This window comes from Tsukamurella sp. II2bb (assembly GCF_057815145.1).
This window is the reverse complement of the sequence record NZ_JBYPZI010000010.1, coordinates 141,721-157,876: the sequence shown is the minus strand read 5'-3', so window position 1 is coordinate 157,876 and position 16,156 is coordinate 141,721. Positions and strand designations below refer to the sequence as shown.

Annotated in this window: 19 protein-coding genes and 1 pseudogene; 2 read left to right on the top strand and 18 right to left on the bottom strand. The window is 71.6% G+C overall.

Annotated elements, in window-relative coordinates:
• Window positions 1-2: 2 nt before the first annotated feature.
• The 6 genes from AC21LY_RS20495 to AC21LY_RS20470 all read right to left on the bottom strand — a co-directional run bounded on the left by AC21LY_RS20495 (window position 3) and on the right by AC21LY_RS20470 (window position 4,575).
• Window positions 3-1,517: a YifB family Mg chelatase-like AAA ATPase gene (locus tag AC21LY_RS20495; protein ID WP_489048406.1), complete on the bottom strand. Its 1,515-nt coding sequence runs from the start codon at window positions 1,515-1,517 to the stop codon at window positions 3-5.
• On the bottom strand, window positions 1,517-1,885 hold the full coding sequence (locus AC21LY_RS20490) for a YraN family protein (protein ID WP_489048405.1): 369 nt from the start codon (window positions 1,883-1,885) through the stop codon (window positions 1,517-1,519). The genes AC21LY_RS20495 and AC21LY_RS20490 overlap by 1 nt, the downstream gene beginning before the upstream one ends.
• Window positions 1,886-1,982: 97 nt before the next feature.
• A complete protein-coding gene (locus AC21LY_RS20485) occupies window positions 1,983-2,288 on the bottom strand; it encodes a DUF2469 domain-containing protein (RefSeq protein WP_040768524.1) in 306 nt (101 codons plus the stop codon).
• Between the two features lie 45 nt (window positions 2,289-2,333).
• Complete coding sequence (locus AC21LY_RS20480; RefSeq protein WP_489048404.1) at window positions 2,334-3,017, bottom strand: ribonuclease HII; 684 nt, start codon at window positions 3,015-3,017, stop codon at window positions 2,334-2,336.
• A 6-nt stretch (window positions 3,018-3,023) separates the two neighbouring features.
• Window positions 3,024-3,878 (bottom strand): signal peptidase I, encoded by an 855-nt coding sequence (lepB, locus tag AC21LY_RS20475; protein ID WP_489048403.1) that lies wholly within the window; start codon window positions 3,876-3,878, stop codon window positions 3,024-3,026.
• Between the two features lie 130 nt (window positions 3,879-4,008).
• Window positions 4,009-4,575 carry a CGNR zinc finger domain-containing protein gene (locus AC21LY_RS20470; protein WP_489048402.1) on the bottom strand — a complete coding sequence of 189 codons (567 nt, stop codon included), beginning with the start codon at window positions 4,573-4,575 and terminating at the stop codon, window positions 4,009-4,011.
• A gap of 100 nt (window positions 4,576-4,675) precedes the next feature.
• Here AC21LY_RS20470 and AC21LY_RS20465 point away from each other — a divergent pair, with 100 nt between their 5' ends.
• Window positions 4,676-5,866, top strand: coding sequence for an epoxide hydrolase family protein (locus AC21LY_RS20465; RefSeq protein WP_489048401.1), 1,191 nt, complete (start codon window positions 4,676-4,678; stop codon window positions 5,864-5,866).
• A gap of 27 nt (window positions 5,867-5,893) precedes the next feature.
• On the opposite strand, the pseudogene AC21LY_RS20460 reads toward AC21LY_RS20465, so the two are convergent.
• A pseudogene (locus tag AC21LY_RS20460) lies at window positions 5,894-7,405 on the bottom strand (MFS transporter).
• Between the two features lie 136 nt (window positions 7,406-7,541).
• Here AC21LY_RS20460 and AC21LY_RS20455 point away from each other — a divergent pair.
• On the top strand, window positions 7,542-8,141 hold the full coding sequence (locus tag AC21LY_RS20455; protein WP_489048400.1) for a TetR/AcrR family transcriptional regulator: 600 nt from the start codon (window positions 7,542-7,544) through the stop codon (window positions 8,139-8,141).
• Window positions 8,142-8,199: 58 nt separating this feature from the next.
• Here AC21LY_RS20455 and rplS read toward each other — a convergent pair whose 3' ends face one another.
• The 11 genes from rplS to rpsP all read right to left on the bottom strand — a co-directional run bounded on the left by rplS (window position 8,200) and on the right by rpsP (window position 15,979).
• Window positions 8,200-8,541, bottom strand: a complete 342-nt coding sequence (gene rplS, locus AC21LY_RS20450) for a 50S ribosomal protein L19 (RefSeq protein WP_019203499.1) — start codon at window positions 8,539-8,541, stop codon at window positions 8,200-8,202.
• A 61-nt stretch (window positions 8,542-8,602) separates the two neighbouring features.
• Window positions 8,603-9,580, bottom strand: coding sequence for a hypothetical protein (locus AC21LY_RS20445; RefSeq protein ID WP_489048399.1), 978 nt, complete (start codon window positions 9,578-9,580; stop codon window positions 8,603-8,605).
• A 118-nt stretch (window positions 9,581-9,698) separates the two neighbouring features.
• Window positions 9,699-12,089: a Tex family protein gene (locus AC21LY_RS20440; RefSeq protein WP_489048398.1), complete on the bottom strand. Its 2,391-nt coding sequence runs from the start codon at window positions 12,087-12,089 to the stop codon at window positions 9,699-9,701.
• Window positions 12,090-12,098: 9 nt separating this feature from the next.
• Entirely contained in the window at window positions 12,099-12,518 is a 420-nt protein-coding gene (locus tag AC21LY_RS20435; RefSeq protein WP_489048397.1) for a hypothetical protein, read from the bottom strand.
• A complete protein-coding gene (locus AC21LY_RS20430; protein WP_489048396.1) occupies window positions 12,502-13,377 on the bottom strand; it encodes a hypothetical protein in 876 nt (291 codons plus the stop codon). Before AC21LY_RS20430 ends, AC21LY_RS20435 begins: the two co-directional genes overlap by 17 nt.
• Complete coding sequence (locus AC21LY_RS20425) at window positions 13,374-13,652, bottom strand: hypothetical protein (protein ID WP_489048395.1); 279 nt, start codon at window positions 13,650-13,652, stop codon at window positions 13,374-13,376. Before AC21LY_RS20425 ends, AC21LY_RS20430 begins: the two co-directional genes overlap by 4 nt.
• Window positions 13,649-13,951, bottom strand: coding sequence for a YbaB/EbfC family nucleoid-associated protein (locus AC21LY_RS20420; RefSeq protein WP_489048394.1), 303 nt, complete (start codon window positions 13,949-13,951; stop codon window positions 13,649-13,651). Before AC21LY_RS20420 ends, AC21LY_RS20425 begins: the two co-directional genes overlap by 4 nt.
• Before the next feature lie 113 nt (window positions 13,952-14,064).
• On the bottom strand, window positions 14,065-14,763 hold the full coding sequence (gene trmD, locus AC21LY_RS20415) for a tRNA (guanosine(37)-N1)-methyltransferase TrmD (RefSeq protein ID WP_489048393.1): 699 nt from the start codon (window positions 14,761-14,763) through the stop codon (window positions 14,065-14,067).
• Complete coding sequence (rimM, locus tag AC21LY_RS20410; protein ID WP_489048392.1) at window positions 14,763-15,284, bottom strand: ribosome maturation factor RimM; 522 nt, start codon at window positions 15,282-15,284, stop codon at window positions 14,763-14,765. Before rimM ends, trmD begins: the two co-directional genes overlap by 1 nt.
• 5 nt (window positions 15,285-15,289) lie before the next feature.
• Window positions 15,290-15,538 (bottom strand): RNA-binding protein, encoded by a 249-nt coding sequence (locus AC21LY_RS20405; RefSeq protein WP_013126270.1) that lies wholly within the window; start codon window positions 15,536-15,538, stop codon window positions 15,290-15,292.
• The gene (gene rpsP, locus AC21LY_RS20400; protein ID WP_489048391.1) at window positions 15,539-15,979 is read right to left on the bottom strand and encodes a 30S ribosomal protein S16; all 441 of its coding nucleotides are present in this window, start codon (window positions 15,977-15,979) and stop codon (window positions 15,539-15,541) included.
• Window positions 15,980-16,156 lie beyond the last annotated feature (177 nt).

The following is a 16,156-nucleotide window of genomic DNA, read 5'->3' as shown; positions in this document are numbered from 1 at the left end:
CATCACTCCTTGTCCCGGAACTGCAGTGCCTGCACCACTTGGGCCTCGCCCGGTTTGTCGAGTCCGAGCAGGTCCGCGAGAGTCCACGACAGCCGGAGGCAGCGGTCCGCGCCGCGGGCCGTGATCTTCCCGGTGCGCAGGTACAGCTCGAGTGGGCGCAGCGCCGCCGCCGAGAGCCGGAACCGGCGGCGCAGTACCACACCCGGGACCTCCGAATTGGTGAGCCAGCCCTCGTCGCCCCACCGCGCCGCGGCGGCCTCCCGCGCTCTGCGGACCCGGGCGCGCACCGTCGCCGTGGTCTCCTCCGCGGGGCCGTCCGCGTGCAGGGCGCCCGTGCCGGGCGGTTCCATCCGCACCCACAGGTCCACCCGGTCGAGCAGCGGCCCGGACAGCCGGCCCAGATAGCGGCGGCGGGCCGTCGAGGTGCAGATGCAGTCGGCGTTCCGCGCCGGCGCGCAGGGGCACGGGTTCGCGGCCAGCACCAACAGGAAGCGCGCCGGGTACTCGACCACCCCGTCGCGGCGGGCGAGCCGGATCCGGCCCTCCTCCAACGGGGTCCGCAGCGCCTCGAGCGACCGCGGCCCCATCTCGGCGCACTCGTCCAGGAAGAGCACGCCCCGGTGGGCGAGGGAGACCGCACCGGGCCGGGCCAGGCCGGTCCCGCCGCCGACCAGGGCACTCACCGAGGAGGTCTGGTGCGGTGCCACGAAGGGCGGCACCGTGATCAGGGGGCGGTCGGCGCGCAGGTTCCCGGCGATCGAGTGGATCGCGCTCACCTCGAGCGCCTCCTGCCGCCCCAGCGCCGGCATGATCCCCGGGAGCCGCGAGGCCAGCATCGTCTTCCCGATGCCCGGCGGCCCGGTCATCATGACGTGGTGCGCGCCCGCGGCGGCCACCTCCAGCGCGTACTTCGCCTCCGGCTGCCCCACCACGTCGGCCAGGTCCGCCACCGTCGGATCGCACTCGTACGCCGCGAGCGGCTCGGGGACGGCCAGCTCCCGCTCCCCCGCGAGCCACGCCACCACCTCGGACAGGTGCGCCGCTCCGAGCACCTCGATGCCGTCGATCAGGCCCGCCTCGTCGAGGTTGGCGATCGGGACCACCGCGCGGCTGAACCCCGCCTCCTTCGCGGCCAGCACCGCCGGCAGCACGCCGCGCACCCCGCGGACCCGGCCGTCGAGGGCGAGCTCCCCCAGCAGGACGGCCCCGTCGACCCGCCCGATGGGAACCCGCTCCGCGGCGACGAGTATCGCCACCGCGAGGGGAAGATCGTAGATCGACCCGACTTTCGGCAGCGTCGCGGGTGAGAGGGCGATCGTCACCCGCGTATCCGGGAATCGGATCCCCACGTTGACGATGGCGGCGCGGATCCGGTCGCGGGACTCCTTGAGCACGGTGTCGGGCAGCCCCACGAGGTGCACGGCCGGGAGACCGGCGCCGATGCAGCCCTCGATCTCGACCACGGCACCGTCGACGCCCGTGATCGCGACCGAATGCACCTTGCTCAGCGCGGACATCACGCCACCCCCGACCGGTACTCGAGGGTCACGGGCCCGCCGGGCGGGGTGAAGACGGAGGCCACGTCGATCCGGACCTGCGCGAAGGCACCCTCCGTCTCCGCCAGCCAGCGCGAAGTGAGCGCGCGCAACCGGGCGACCTTGCGGGGCGTGACCGCGTCGAAACCGGAACCGAAGGCGGTGCCCGTGCGCGTCTTCACCTCGACGATCGCGAGCAGGCCGTCCGGCGCGCGGGCGATCACGTCCAGCTCACCGCGCAGGCCCCCGCCCGAGAACCGCCAGTTCCGCGCCAGTACCGTCCACCCGCGGTCCGTCAGGTAGTCGCAGACCAGATCTTCGCCCGCGCGCCCCGTCTCGTTGTTCCCCATGTGCCGATCGTGCCCCCGGCACACCACAGGCACCGCCCGGGAAGGCGGTGCCTGTGGAGAGAAAAGGTTATGTACGCAAATCTGTGGAGAACGGAGCTCACTCGGGGAGCCGGAGCTCCGGTTTGTCCAGCTCCTCGATGTTGACGTCCTTGAACGTGACCACTCGCGCCTGCTTGAGGAAGCGCGCCGGCCGGTACATGTCCCACACCCAGGCGTCGGTCATCCGCACCTCGAAGTAGACCTCGCCGTCCGCGTTGCGCGGGATCAGGTCGACCCCGTTGGCGAGGTAGAACCGGCGCTCCGTCTCCACCACGTAGGTGAACTGGCTCAGCACGTCCTTGTACTCGCGGTACATGGAGAGCTCCATCGCGGTCTCGTACTTCTCGAGATCCTCTGCGCTCACGGAAAGTCCTCCTCACCTGATGTCTGACGTCGTAACCGCTCCAGATTACCGCGCCGCGGCGGAACTCCCCGCCGACGCGGCCAGCGCGGCCCGCACGTTCTGGTACCGCATGCGGTGCTGACTGCTCGGGCCCAGCTCCCCCAGCGCCGCCATGTGCACCGCCGTCGAGTAGCCCTTGTGCACCGCGAAACCGTACCCGGGGAAGTCGCCGTCCAGTTCCGTCATGACGCGGTCGCGGGTCACCTTCGCCAGCACGCTGGCCGCGGCGATGCACGACGCCGACGCGTCGCCGCCGATCACCGGCAGCGACGGCACGCCCAGTCCGGGCACGGTGAAGCCGTCGATGAGCACGTACCCCGGCCGCACCTGCAGGCCCGCGACGGCGCGGCGCATACCCACGATGTTCGCGACGTGCAGCCCGATCCGGTCGATCTCCGGGGCCGGGATCGAGACCACCGACCAGCTCACGGCGAGTTCGAAGATCTTCGGATACAACTCCTCGCGCGCGGCCTCGGTGAGCTTCTTCGAATCGTCGAGACGCACCAGCGACGCCGGGATGCGGCTCGGCAGGATGCACGCCGCCACCGTCATCGGACCGGCACAGGCGCCGCGTCCGGCCTCGTCGATCCCCGCGACGGGCCCCAGCCCCGCCCGGGCCAAGACCGTCTCGAGGGTGCTCAGTCCCGACGACGCCCGGACCACGGGCCGCGGGGGCCATCGGTCGCGCATGTGCGTCTAGCCCTGCTGCGGGTTGATCGACTTCACCGTCTGCCACCGGCTGAACGGGTAGATGATCGCGGCCACCTTGCCGCGGATGTCGGCCTTGGGCACGGTGCCCTGCAGCTCGTCCTCGAGGTGGTACCGCGAGTCCGCCGACGCCATGCGATTGTCGCCCATCACGAAGACGTTGCTGTCCGGGACCGTGATCGGGCCGAAGGGCCGGCCCCAGCAGGCGTCCTGATCCTTGGCGAACTTCTTGGCGGTCTCCGCCAGATAGGGCTCGACCAGCTTCTTGCCGTTCACGGTGACGCCGGTCTGGGGGCGGCACTCGATCGTCTGGCCGCCGACCGCGATGACGCGCTTGACCAGGTCGTTCTCGTTGGGCGGCTGCAGGCCCACGTACGAGAGGGCCTCCTGCACCCCGCGGATCACCGTGTTCTCCGAGCGCACCGGCTGCACGGGCGCCAGCCCCCAGGACTCCGTCGGCCCCTTGAAGACGATGACGTCGCCCGGCTCGGGATCGCCGGTGAAGTAGCTGATCTTCTGCGTGACGATCCGGTCGCCGGTGCAGCCCGCGCAGCCGATCAGCGTCGGCTCCATCGACTCCGACGGCACGTACCACTGCCGCCCGACGAAGGTCTGCAGGCAGAAGCTCAGGACGAGGGCCACCAGGACGATCGCGCCGACCTCCAGGGGCCAGTTCGTCTTCTTGTCCTTCTTCGCACCGGCGCCGTCCTTCTCACCCGCGTCGCCCGACGGTGCCGGGCCGGGTTCGGAGGCCGCGTGCCGCCCGCCCGTCCGACGGTGCGCGGCCGTCTCGCCACCGTCGGTGGAATCGGGGTTCTCCGGGGAGTTCGTCTGCTCGGGCACGAGTACACAGTACCGAGCAGGCGGAGCGAAGTTCCGGCCGCCGAGCTGCAGAGCCGAGCGGGCATCCGTCTCCGGACCGAACACGTCCTGTCCGGGATCCACGGCGACGCGGCATCGGCAACGGGTTCGATCACCGCGTCGTAGGGACACCGTGCGCGGCGTTGTAGCGCGCCTTCTTCTCCTTGTTGCCGCACGTGTTCATCTCGCACCAGCGGCGGCTGCGGCTGCGGCTGGTGTCGAAGAACGCGGCCCGGCAGGTGGGTGATGCGCACAGCGCCCAGCGTCCGTCGCGTTCGCCGCTGAGGAGTGCAATGGCATCCGCGGCGACCACGCCGAGGGCGTCGCCGGTCTCGGCGCCCCTCGTCAGCCGCCATCGGCGTTCGCGGTGCGGCGTCAGCGCGGCGGTGGCCCTGCCTCGGGCGCTGTGTGCGTTGATGACGCGGACCGCCCGTGGCGGAAGGGGCTCGTCGCCGGCGGCGGCGGTCGCCGCGCGGTGGATCGCCTCGCGCAGTTCCACCGCGCGTGCCCTATCGCCGTCCGTGCAGGAGCCGACCGGTAGTCCCACGGCGTCGAACCAGTCGGCGAGCCGCTGCGCCGTCGGAATCCGTTCCACGGGATCACCCGCGCGCTCCGTGAGCGTCGCGGTGAAGCTCGTGGCCAAGATGCCACCGAGGCGGAAGTCGAGAAAGGGCGCCATGGAACCATCATAGCCGGTTGTCGGCGAGGCACTCACGGTGATAGAACCGGTATAGGCGGTTCAGCATGAAGCCGGTCCGGCAACGTTCAGGAGGTCGGTCGTGCTCCGTTCCGATGACATCGAGACGTTCGATGTCCGCGTCGATGACGCGGACATCACGGATCTGCGCTCGCGGTTGGGAGCGGCACGGCTCCCCGAGCCTGAGACCGTGTGCGGCACCGCGGTGGGGCGGCGCCGGTGGGATCAAGGGGTTCCGCTCGCCGACCTCGTCGACCTCGTCGGGTACTGGCGCACCGACTACGACTGGCGCGCGTTCGAGGATCGCCTGCGCCGGATCGGGCAGTTCCGCACGACCGTCGACGGGCTCGGGATCCATTTCCTGCACCGGAGGTCGGCGCGCGCCGACGCGATGCCGCTGATCATGACCCACGGGTGGCCGGGGAGCGTCGCGGAGTTCGTCGACCTCGCGGACGAACTGGCCGATCCGGCCGACGAAGGGGCGCCCGCCTTCCACGTGGTGATCCCGTCGCTCCCCGGGTTCGGGTTCAGCGACAAGCCGTCCGTCACAGGATGGGGGACCGAGAAGATCGCCGCGACGTGGGTCGAGCTGATGGGGCGGCTCGGCTACCCGCGCTTCCTGGCGCACGGCGGGGACTGGGGCGGGAACATCACGACGGTGCTGGCTGGCCGGTTTCCGGACCACGTCCTCGGAATCCACACCACGTTCGCCGAGGGGCCGCCCGGCATGACAACGGACGGCCTCACGCCGGAGGAACGCCGGTGGGCGGCGGAGACCGAGGACTTCTGGACGAACCGCGCGGGCTACGCCAAGCAGCAGGCCACGCGGCCGCAGACCATCGGCTACGCGCTCGTCGACTCCCCGGTCGGTCTGCTCGCGTGGATCCTCGACAAGTTCGCCGAGTGGTCGGACACCGAGAACACTCCCTTCGAGACCATCCCGCGTGACCGGATCCTGGATGACGTCACCCTGTACTGGCTCACCCGGACCGGCGCCTCGGCCGCACGCATCTACGCCGAGAGCCATGCCTCGCTCGACCCGGACCTCCGCGTCGAGGTGCCGACCGCGATCACGATCTATCCACGCGATATCGAGAAGTACCCGCGCCCGTGGTCGGAGCGGAGGTACCGGCGCATCGTCCGGTGGCGCTCGCCCGATCGCGGCGGCCACTTTCCGTCGCTCGAGGTGTCCGATCTGTTCGTCCGGGACCTGCGGGAGGGGCTGGCAGCGGTGCTCGCCGAATGCGCCGAGACCCAGGCGCCCAAGCCCTGACCCGTCTCCCGACGGTGCCACGGCCCCTTACACCTCGACGCGTGCGGCCGGCGCGCTCGCGGCCGCGTCCTGGTCGGGGCCGACCCGCCGCAGGGCGATACCGGCGAGCACGCCGACCAGCACAACAAGGGCGCCGCCGGCGATGGCCGCGAGGTTGAAGCCGTGCGTGTACGCCGCGAAGGAGTCGGCGAGCAACCGCCCGGCGACGTCGTCGGCGCCGCGTCCGGCGACGGCCACGGCGCCGCCGATGGTGTCTTCGGCGGCTTCCCGCCCGGCGTCACCGAGCGTTTCCGGGACCCGGTCCTGCATCTGATCGCGGTAGACGGCGGCGGACAGCGTGCCCAGCACCGCGATTCCGAGGGCCCCGCCGAACTCCGCGCTCGTCTCGGAGATCGCCGACGCGGCACCGGCCTTCTCCGGGGGCGCCGTGGTGAGCACGAGGTTGGTGGCGAGCGTCGAGGTGATCCCGACGCCGAAGGTGAGCAGGGCGTACGCGGCGATCAGGACGCCGACGCCGGAGCCCGGGTCGATCGTGCCGACCCAGAAGAAGCCCGCAGCGGAGATCGCGAGGCCCGCTGCGACGAGGATCGCCGGGCGGACCGTACGACCCAGCATCGACGCCGTGACTGCGCCGAGCACGCTTCCGCCGACCGCCGGCAGCATCCACAGAGCGGCGTCGAACGGCCCGTACCCCAGCACCATCTGGATGAACGTGACGGCCATCAACCCCATCCCGGCCGTGGCGAAGACGACCGTCGAGTTGGCCACGATCGACGCGGTGAACGCTGCCCGCGCGAACAACCTCACGTCGATCATCGGCGACGAGGACTTCAGCTGGCGCAGCAGGAACAGACCAGCGAAGGCGACACCGACGAGGAGGATGATCGGGTACTGCCAGCGGACACCGTCGGCGACCACCTTCTTGAGTCCGTAGATGATCGGAAGCACCGCCGCGAGGGAGAGTGCCGCACCGAGCAGGTCGAACGCTCCGGCGCCCGGATCGCGGGACTCACGGATCAGGAGCGGCGCGACGATCAGCAGGAGGATCATCACGGGGACGTTGATGAGGAAGACCGAACCCCAGGAGAAGCGCTCGAGAAGGATCCCGCCGACGAGAGGGCCGACGGCCATCCCACCGGTGAAGGCGGCCGTCCAGATACCCACGGCGGCGCGGCGCTGATTCCGGTCCTCGAACATGCCCCGGATCAGCGAGAGCGTCGACGGGGCGAGGGTCGCCGCGCCGATGCCGAGCAGGGCCCGTGCCGCGATCAGCACCTCCGCCTACCAGGCGAACGCCGCCAGCATCGAGGCCACGCCGAAAGCGATCGCCCCGATCAGCAGCATTCTCCTGCGGCCTATGCGGTCCCCGATGCTGCCCATGGTGATCAGCAGGCCGGCCATGACGAAGCCGTAGACGTCCATGATCCACAGCTGCTGAGTGCTGCTCGGCGCCAGCTCGGCGCTGATCCAGGGGATGGCCATGAACAGGACCGATAGGTCCATGGAGGCAAGGAGCGCCGGGAGGACCAGGGCGGCCATGCCGATCCAGTCCCGGGCCGACGCGCGCGGGCCGGGGAGCTGATTCTGGGGTGCGTTGTCTGCCATACCCGCACCATACATACGTCTAATACATTTGTATAGAACAAGCGTATGATCGCGAGGGTATGCTGCGGATATGAGTCAGCGAGACGACCTGATCAGGGGGGCGAAGCAGTGCATCATCGAGCGGGGGTACGGGCGCACCACTGCACGTGACATCACCGCGGCGTCCGGGGCGAACCTGGCGTCGATCGGCTACTACTTCGGCTCGAAGGACGCGCTCCTCAACACGGCGCTGATCGAGTGCTTCGAAGACTGGGGCGCCGCCGTCGAGGAGGCGATGCAGCCTCAGGACAGCGACCTCCCCCTGTCACGTCTCGAACGGTTCGTCGACAGCCTCGCCACCAGCTTCCCGGATCGGCGCAGCACCCTGGTCTCCAGCCTCCAGGCCCTCACCGAGGCCGAGTTCTCCCCCGATGTCCGGCAGCAGATCCACCGGTCGCACGACGAGGGCCGGCGGAGCCTTGCCGCCCTCGTCCTCGACAAGGGCCCCGAGGACGTCTCCGACGACGATCTCCCAGTGGGTTCTCTCGTCCTCGCACTGGTCAACGGGTTCGCCCTGCAGTGGTACATCGCACCCGAATCCGCACCGTCGGCCGCGGAACTCGGCGGCGCCATCCGCGCCCTGCTTCAGAGCGGGCGCACCGACGGGCCGGATCGCCGGACCCGAGAATGAGCAAGGGCCCCGACCGCTGCCATCGCAGCTGGTCGGGGCCCTTCGCCGAGCGCTGGGATCAGCGCTTCTCCTTGATCTTCGCGGCCTTACCGCGGAGGTCGCGCAGGTAGTACAGCTTCGCGCGACGGACGTCACCACGGGTGAGGACGTCGATCTTGGCGATGTTCGGGGAGTGCACGGGGAAGGTGCGCTCCACACCGACGCCGAAGGACACCTTGCGCACGGTGAAGGTCTCGCGCACGCCGCCGCCCTGGCGGCGGATCACGACGCCCTTGAACACCTGGACGCGCTCCTTGCTGCCCTCGATGACCTTGACGTGCACGTCAAGGGTGTCGCCGGGGCGGAAGTCGGGCACATCGCTGCGCAGGGACTGCTGGTCAATGAAGTCGAGCGTGTTCATCGCTGGATCATCCGTTTCTTACATGTCTTCGCGAGCAGAGGACCCTGGCGGCCCGTCGCGACTACTGCCGCGGGGGTTCGACCGGTTCGTACTCCTGGCGTGCCGGCTGCTCCGCAACCGGATACACCCGGGCAGCACGCAGCCCGGGCAACCTGTTAATTGTGCCAGATCGCCGCCGGTTTTTCGAAATCGTCAGGCGCCGAGCCATCGATCGAGGCCGACGGGGCGGTGCGGGCGCCGGCACGACGGTGCGGTCCAGCTCCTTCTCCGCGTCCTCCCGCAGGTTCGGCAGCAGATCCGGGCGGCCCGCCATCAGGTCCTGCACCGCGATCTTCGCCCGGATCAGCGGGCGGCGTAGCCGGCGTTCCCGGCTCAGGGCGCGGTGCATGCGCCGGGACTCCTGCCCGTACCGCCAGCGGGCCCACGGCGCGCCCGGCCGGGACAACCGGATAGCCCCGATCAGCAGCAAGGGGAAGAAGAACAGCCCGATCAGGCCGGTCCAGATCTTGCCCTTGAGCAGGACGATCGCCGCCGTGGCGAGGCTGATCAGCCCGAAGCCGATCTGCGCGGCGCGCTCCGGCGAGTCGTGGAAGCCGGCGACGTCCACCAGGTCGAGCGGCCGCAGCCCGAGCAGCAGCAGGCCGCTCATGGCGATCGCCACGAAGACCGCGTCGACCGACGCGCGCCCCTCCTCCTGCCAGTACACGTCCCGCAGGTAGAGGATCAGCGCGAACTCGTCGAGGATCAGCGCCGCCCCGACGCCGAAGACGCCCGCCAGGACCGCCGCCGTGGTCTGGGTGGCCTTGTCGAAGTTCGCGATCAATCCGATCGCCGACCCCAGGCAGAGGACCACCCCGAAGACCATGTGATGCACGTGCAGACCACCGGGCGTGAGGTTGCGGAACCACCACCGCACGTTGGCCCGGATCAGCCGGACACTGACCCGGATGCCCACGAAGCCCACGATCAGCCCGACGCAGAAGGCGAACAGCGGCAGCCGTCCCCCCTCGATGACGTCGTGCGCGAACCAGCCGGACATCCCTCCAACCTAGCGCCGAGCACCGTCGCCCCAGGTAAGAACGCCGCCGCCGATACGGGCGCACGCGCACGCGCCGCATGCGCGGATGATTCCCGCGCACGGGGCGCGTGCGCGGGAACTACTTGCCGAAGCCGGCCTGGCGGAGCGCATCCGCCATCGAGCCCGACGGTGCCTGTTCCCGCCCACCGCGCGACGACCGGTTCTGGCCGCCGCGCTGCCCCTGCGCGCGCTGCTGGCCCTGGCCGCGCTGCTGGCCGCCACGGTTCTGCCCGCCCTGTCCGCGCGCTCCCCCGCCGCGCGGGCCGCGCTCCTTCGGCGCCGCGTCGTCGTTCAGGCGCAGGGACAGGCCGATCCGCTGGCGCTCGACGTCCACGTCGACCACCTTGACCTTGACGACCTGGCCGGACTTGACCACCTCGTGCGGATCGGAGACGTACCGGTCGGACATGGCCGAGACGTGCACGAGGCCGTCCTGGTGCACGCCCACGTCGACGAACGCGCCGAAGGCGGCGACATTGGTGACCACGCCCTCGAGCACCATCCCGGGCTTGAGATCGGAGACCTTCTCGACGCCGGCGGCGAAGGTCGCGGTGGCGAAGGCGGGACGCGGGTCGCGACCGGGCTTGTCGAGCTCGGCGAGGATGTCGGTCACCGTCGGGACGCCGAACCGTTCGTCGTCCAACTCGGCCGCGATGTCCGCCGGGCGGAGTTTCGCCAGAGCGGCGCTGTTGCCGATGAGCTCGGCCAGCTGCAGGCCGGAGCGGTCCAGGATCCTCCGCACCACGGGGTAGGCCTCGGGGTGCACGCCGGAGGCGTCCAGCGGGTCGTCGCCGCCGCGGATCCGCAGGAAGCCCGCGCACTGCTCGAAGGCCTTCGGCCCGAGCCGCGGGACGTCGAGCAGGCCGGAGCGGCTGCGGAAGGCGCCGGCCCGGTCGCGATGGGCGACGATCGCCGCGGCCAGTGTCTCGGAGACGCCCGAGACCCGCGCCAGCAGCGGCACCGACGCGGTGTTCAGGTCCACACCGACCGCGTTCACCGCGTCCTCCACCACGGCGTCCAGACTTCGCGCGAGGCTCGCCTGCGAGACGTCGTGCTGGTACTGGCCGACGCCGATCGACTTCGGATCGATCTTCACCAGCTCGGCGAGCGGATCCTGCAGCCGGCGGGCGATGGAGACGGCGCCGCGCAGCGAGACGTCCATGTCGGGCAGCTCCTGCGAGGCGTACTCCGACGCGGAGTAGATCGACGCGCCCGCCTCGCTCACCACGGCCTTCGCGGGCACCTTCCCACCGGCCTTGCGAATCTCCGCCAGGAGCTCCGTCGTCAGCGCGTCGGTCTCGCGGGAGGCGGTACCGTTACCGATCGCGACCAGTTCCACGTCGTGCCGCGCGATCAGCGCCGCGAGGAGCGCCTTGCTCTTGTCCCACTGGTTCTGCGGCTGGTGCGGATAGATGATCAGAGTGTCGAGCACCTTGCCGGTCCCGTCGACGACGGCGGTCTTGACGCCGTTGCGGAAGCCCGGGTCCAGGCCCAGGGTCGGCCGGGTGCCGGCGGGCGCGGCGAGCAGCAGGTCCTTGAGGTTGGTGGCGAAGACGTGCACCGCGTCGTCCTCCGCGCGCTGGCGCAGCCGGGTCCGGGCATCGACGGTGGCCGAGACCATCAGCTTGGTGCGCCACGCCCAGCGCACGACCGTGCCGAGCCACTTGTCGGCCGGCCGGCCCTCGTTGCGCACCCCCAGCGTCGCGGCGACCATGCCCTCGTAGGACGCGTCCTCGCCGCCGTCGAACTGCAGGGAGAGCACCTCCTCCTTCTCCCCGCGCAGCACCGCGAGCACGCGGTGCGAGGGCATCTGCTCCAGCGGCTCGGAGAACTCGAAGTAGTCGCGGAACTTCTGGGCCTTGGCCGGATCCGCGCCCTCGCGCAGGCCCGTCCGCAGCGTCGAGTCCGACCAGAACTTCTCCCGGACGGAACCCACGAGCTCGGCGTCCTCGGCCGCCCGCTCGACGAGGATGTGCCGCGCGCCCTCGAGCGCGGCCGCCGCATCGGCGACGTTCTCGCCGAGGAACTCGGCCGCGGTCTCCTCCGGGACCAGCGTGGGATCGGCCAGCAGGCGCTCCGCGAGCGGCTGCAGCCCGTTCTCCCGGGCGATCTGCGCCTTGGTGCGGCGCTTGACCTTGTACGGCAGGTAGATGTCCTCGACGCGGGCCTTCGTCTCCGCGGCGAGCAGCGCCTCCCGCAGCTGCGGGGTCAGCTTGCCCTGCTCCTCGATGGACGCGATCACGGCCGCGCGACGGTCGTCGAGTTCGCGCAGGTAGCCGAGGCGCTCCTCGAGCTGCCGCAGCTGCGCGTCGTCGAGGCTGCCCGTGATCTCCTTGCGGTAGCGGGCGATGAAGGGCACGGTCGACCCCTCGTCCAGCAGCTGGATAGCCGCCGCCACCTGGTTCTCCCCCACCGAGAGTTCCTCGGCGATGCGGGCGGATACGGACTTGCTGGGCGCGCTCGAATTCACGCGGCCACCCTACCGGCGGGCACCGACGAGTTCGGCGATCACCGGCTCCGTGGCGCCGCAGACCATGACCGCCTCGTACGCCACGTCGGCCAATCCGGCGCCGCCGTCGCGCACGAGGAAGTACAGCGCCGACATCGCCCGGGCGGACTGGAAGCCCAGGATGTAGCCGGTGTGGTCGCCGTCGAGCCGACGGGCGTGGGCGTCCCGGTCGAGCCGTTCGGCGGTCGCGGCCAGGGCGTCCGCGCCGCCCCTCCGGGAGCCGGGCGCGCGCCGCTCGTCGACGAGCACCTCGCCCGCGGCGTCCAGGGCCGGGTCGGCGGCGCGGTCCAGCGCCCCGGCGACGAGCGCGACGCCCGCGGCGTGCCGCTGCCCGGCGGGCACGGCGGCGACGGCCTCGGCGAGGTCGGACAGGCTAGTCGAGCGGTGCATCGGCATCCTCCCAGGTCGTGCTCCAGGCGTCGGTGGTCCAGGTGGGTGTGAAGCCGGCGTCGCGCAGGTGCTGGCACACGTCGGGCGGCGGCTCCACCGCGCCGACGACGGGCCCAGGCGCGAAGCCGTGCGCGGCGCAGAAGGTGGCGATCGACAACTCCGGCCAGACCTCGTTCCCGGCAGCGAGCTCCCCGTCCCGCAGGACCACCCCCGGCCGCAGATAGCCGTCGAGCTCGGTGGTGCCGATCAGCCGCCACGGCCGCCCGTTCTCGTCGACGACCTCCCCGACGGCCATCCGAACCCACTGCCGCGCAGGCCCGGTCACCGAGCCGCACAGCTCCCGCAGCCGCACGTCGAGGTCGGCGGGCGCCGCCGCGGGCACGGTGTAGTGCGCGGCACGGTGTACGCCGTCGGCCCGGCCGAGCGCCCCCAGCGCGGTCATCGGCCCCATCCCACCGACCGCGGCGCCGTGGCCGGCGGCGAGCTCGGCGGAGCGCCGGCGGGCCTCCTCCGCCACGTCCTCCGTCTCCGCCCGACCCCGCTCCTCCGCCACCTCCGCGGCCTGCTCGGCGCCCGGGTCGCCGGGTGGGTTCCGTCCCCTGACCTCGAGCCGCGCCAGCGCGGTCCGCGCCGCGACCTCGGTCATCCGGGCCCGGGTGTCGTCGACGAGGCGCGCGTAGCCGGCGTGGAAGGCGGCCCGGGCCCCGTCCAGCTCGGCGGCCGCCAGCAGGCCCGCCGACGGTGCCCCCACCCCGAGCCGCGCGGCGATCCGCCGGGCCTCGTCGTGCGCGGCGACGTACTGCTCGCCGCTCGCGGCGAAAGGGCCGGGTTCCTGCGGCCAGAACGACGGACCCGTCATGCGAGCGCCTCGATCGCGCGCGCCGCGGCGAGGTCGGTGCCCGCGCACTCCCGCGCGCGGCAGCGGATCCGCTCCGCGAGCGCCCGCAGGTCGGCCACCGCCGCGGCGTGCACGTCCGCGGCCGCCGCATCGGACTCCGCTGGCACCGCGCCGAGGGCCCGCGCGTACTGATCGTCGGGCAGGGGCAGGGGGCCGGGCGGGCGCAGGGCCTCCGCGAGGGCGTCGACGGTGCGCGCCTCCCGCTCCCACGCCGCGGGGTCCAGTTCGAAGATCACTGCGGCACCCGGGTCAGGGCGGCGCGCCGCTCGTAGTGCTCCCGAAGGGTGCTGCCGGCCCGCGCGGCCAGCTCGACGATCAAGGGCCCCAGGCGTTCCGGCGGGTGCGCCCGCGGGGTGCCGGGCGCCAGCTCCACCGCCACGACGTGCCCCCGGACGTCGACGGTGACCGCGACGGCCCGGTCCGGCGAGCGCGCGGTCACCGTCGCCGTGCGGAACTCCTCGTCGAGCCGGGCGAGTTCGGCCTCGCGCCGCTCGACCTCGGCGAGCAACGCGGCGGCACCGCTGAGTCGAGCCATGATTCCCCCGAATCCGCGGACGCCCCCACGCCCGCTCGCCCTCCATCATGCCGCGACCGTGCGATCCCCGTGCCGATTCGGACGACATCGCCCCGGCGTCCGACCGGACCGGGTCAGTCCTCCGCGGGTGGCAGCAGGTCCGGCCGACGCTCCGCCGTCCGCGCGAGGGACTGCTCGCGGCGCCACTGCGCGACCTTGGCGTGGTCGCCCGAGAGCAGGACGGGCGGCACCGTCAGGTCGCGCCAGGTCTCGGGGCGCGTGTAGGAGGGCCCCTCCAGGAGCCCGCCGGCACCGTCGGAGAAGGAGTCGTCCTGATGACTGAGCTTGTTGCCGAGCACCCCGGGGATGAGTCGGCCGAAGGCCTCGACCATGACGAGCACGGCGACCTCGCCCCCGATGAGCACGTAGTCGCCGATGGACACCTCGACCACGCGCACGCGCCGCGCGGCATCGTCGATGACGCGCTGGTCGATGCCCTCGTAGCGGCCGCACGCGAAGACGATGTGCTCCTCGCGCGCCCACTCGTGGGCCATGGCCTGGGTGAACGGGACACCCGCGGGCGTCGGGACCACGAGCAGGGCGTCGTCGGGGCAGACGTCGTCGAGCGCCGGGCCCCAGACGGTGGGCTTCATGACCATGCCCGGCCCGCCGCCGTAGGGCGAGTCGTCGACGGCCTTGTGCACGTCGTGGGTCCAGTCCCGCAGGTCGTGCACGCCGAACTCGAGCAGGCCCTTGTCGACGGCCTTCCCGAGCAGCGCCTGCCGCAGGGGCGCGAGGTACTCGGGGAAGATGGTGACGACGTCGATCCGCATTATTCGGGGTCCAGGAGACCCTCTGGCGGGTCGACGGTGATGAAGCCCCCGGCCACGTCGACGACGGGGACGATCGCGGTGACGAAGGGGATGAGGATCTCGCGGCCGTCGGGAGCCTTGACGGACAGCAGCTCACCGCCTGGCGGGTGCAGGACCTCGGCGATCGTGCCCACGTCCTCGCCCCCGACGGTGCGGACCGCGAGGCCCTCGAGCTCGTGGTCGTAGAACTCGTCGGGATCGTCGCTCGGCTCCACGTCGGCGGAGTCGATGTAGAAGAGGGTGCCGCGCAGTTCGTCGGCGGCGGTGCGGTCGTCCACGCCCTGCAGGCGCACCAACAGCCTCCCGGAATGGTTCCGGGAGGCCGTCACGGTGTACGTCCGGTTCTGCTTCTCGCGGGGGGGCCGGCCGGTGAGGACGGCGCCGTCCGCGAAGCGGAGCTCGGGGGAATCGGTGCGCACCTCCACGACGATCTCGCCGCGGATGCCGTGCGACTTGGCGACGCGGCCGATCACGAGCTCCATCTTCGTCAGCGAACCCGATCGGTGTCGACGACGTCGATCCGGATGCCCTTGCCGCCGATGCCGGTGACGAGGGTGCGCAGGGCGGTGGCGGTGCGGCCGCTGCGGCCGATCACCTTGCCCAGATCGTCCGGGTTCACGTGGACCTCGATGACGCGGCCGCGACGGCCGGTGATCAGGTCGACGCGGACGTCGTCCGGGTTCGACACGATGCCGCGCACGAGGTGCTCGACGGCATCGGCGACGACGGCGCTCATTTACTCGCCCTCGGCCGGAGCCTCGGCGGCGGCGTCAGCCTCGTCGGCCTTCTTCTCCGCCTTCTTCTTGGGCGTGGTGGCGGCCGCGGAGGGCTCCTTATCGGCCTCGGCGAGCGCGGCGTTGAACAGGTCCAGCTTGGACGGCTTCTCGGGGGCGGTCTTCAGGGTGCCCTCGGCGCCCGGGAGGCCCTTGAACTTCTGCCAGTCACCGGTGATCTTCAGCAGGGCGAGCACGGGCTCGGTCGGCTGCGCGCCGACGCCCAGCCAGTACTGGACCCGCTCGGAGTCGATCGCGATGAGCGACGGCTCCTCCTTGGGGTGGTACTTGCCGATCGACTCGATCGCGCGGCCGTTGCGGCGGGTGCGCGAGTCGGCGATCACGACGCGGTACTGGGGGTTGCGGATCTTGCCGAGCCGCGTGAGCTTGATCTTGACAGCCATGGTGGCGTCTCCTCGTGGTGTGTAGTCACGTGTGCAATTCAGCGATGCGTCAGGATGAGCGCACCCGGTTTTGCCGTCTGGTTGCGTGACCGCCGGGCGGTATCTCAGCCGCTGCCGGTCAGCAGCGGTCCATTCTGCCATGCCCTGCGAGCCGCGCGAAATCGCCGTGCGGCCGCG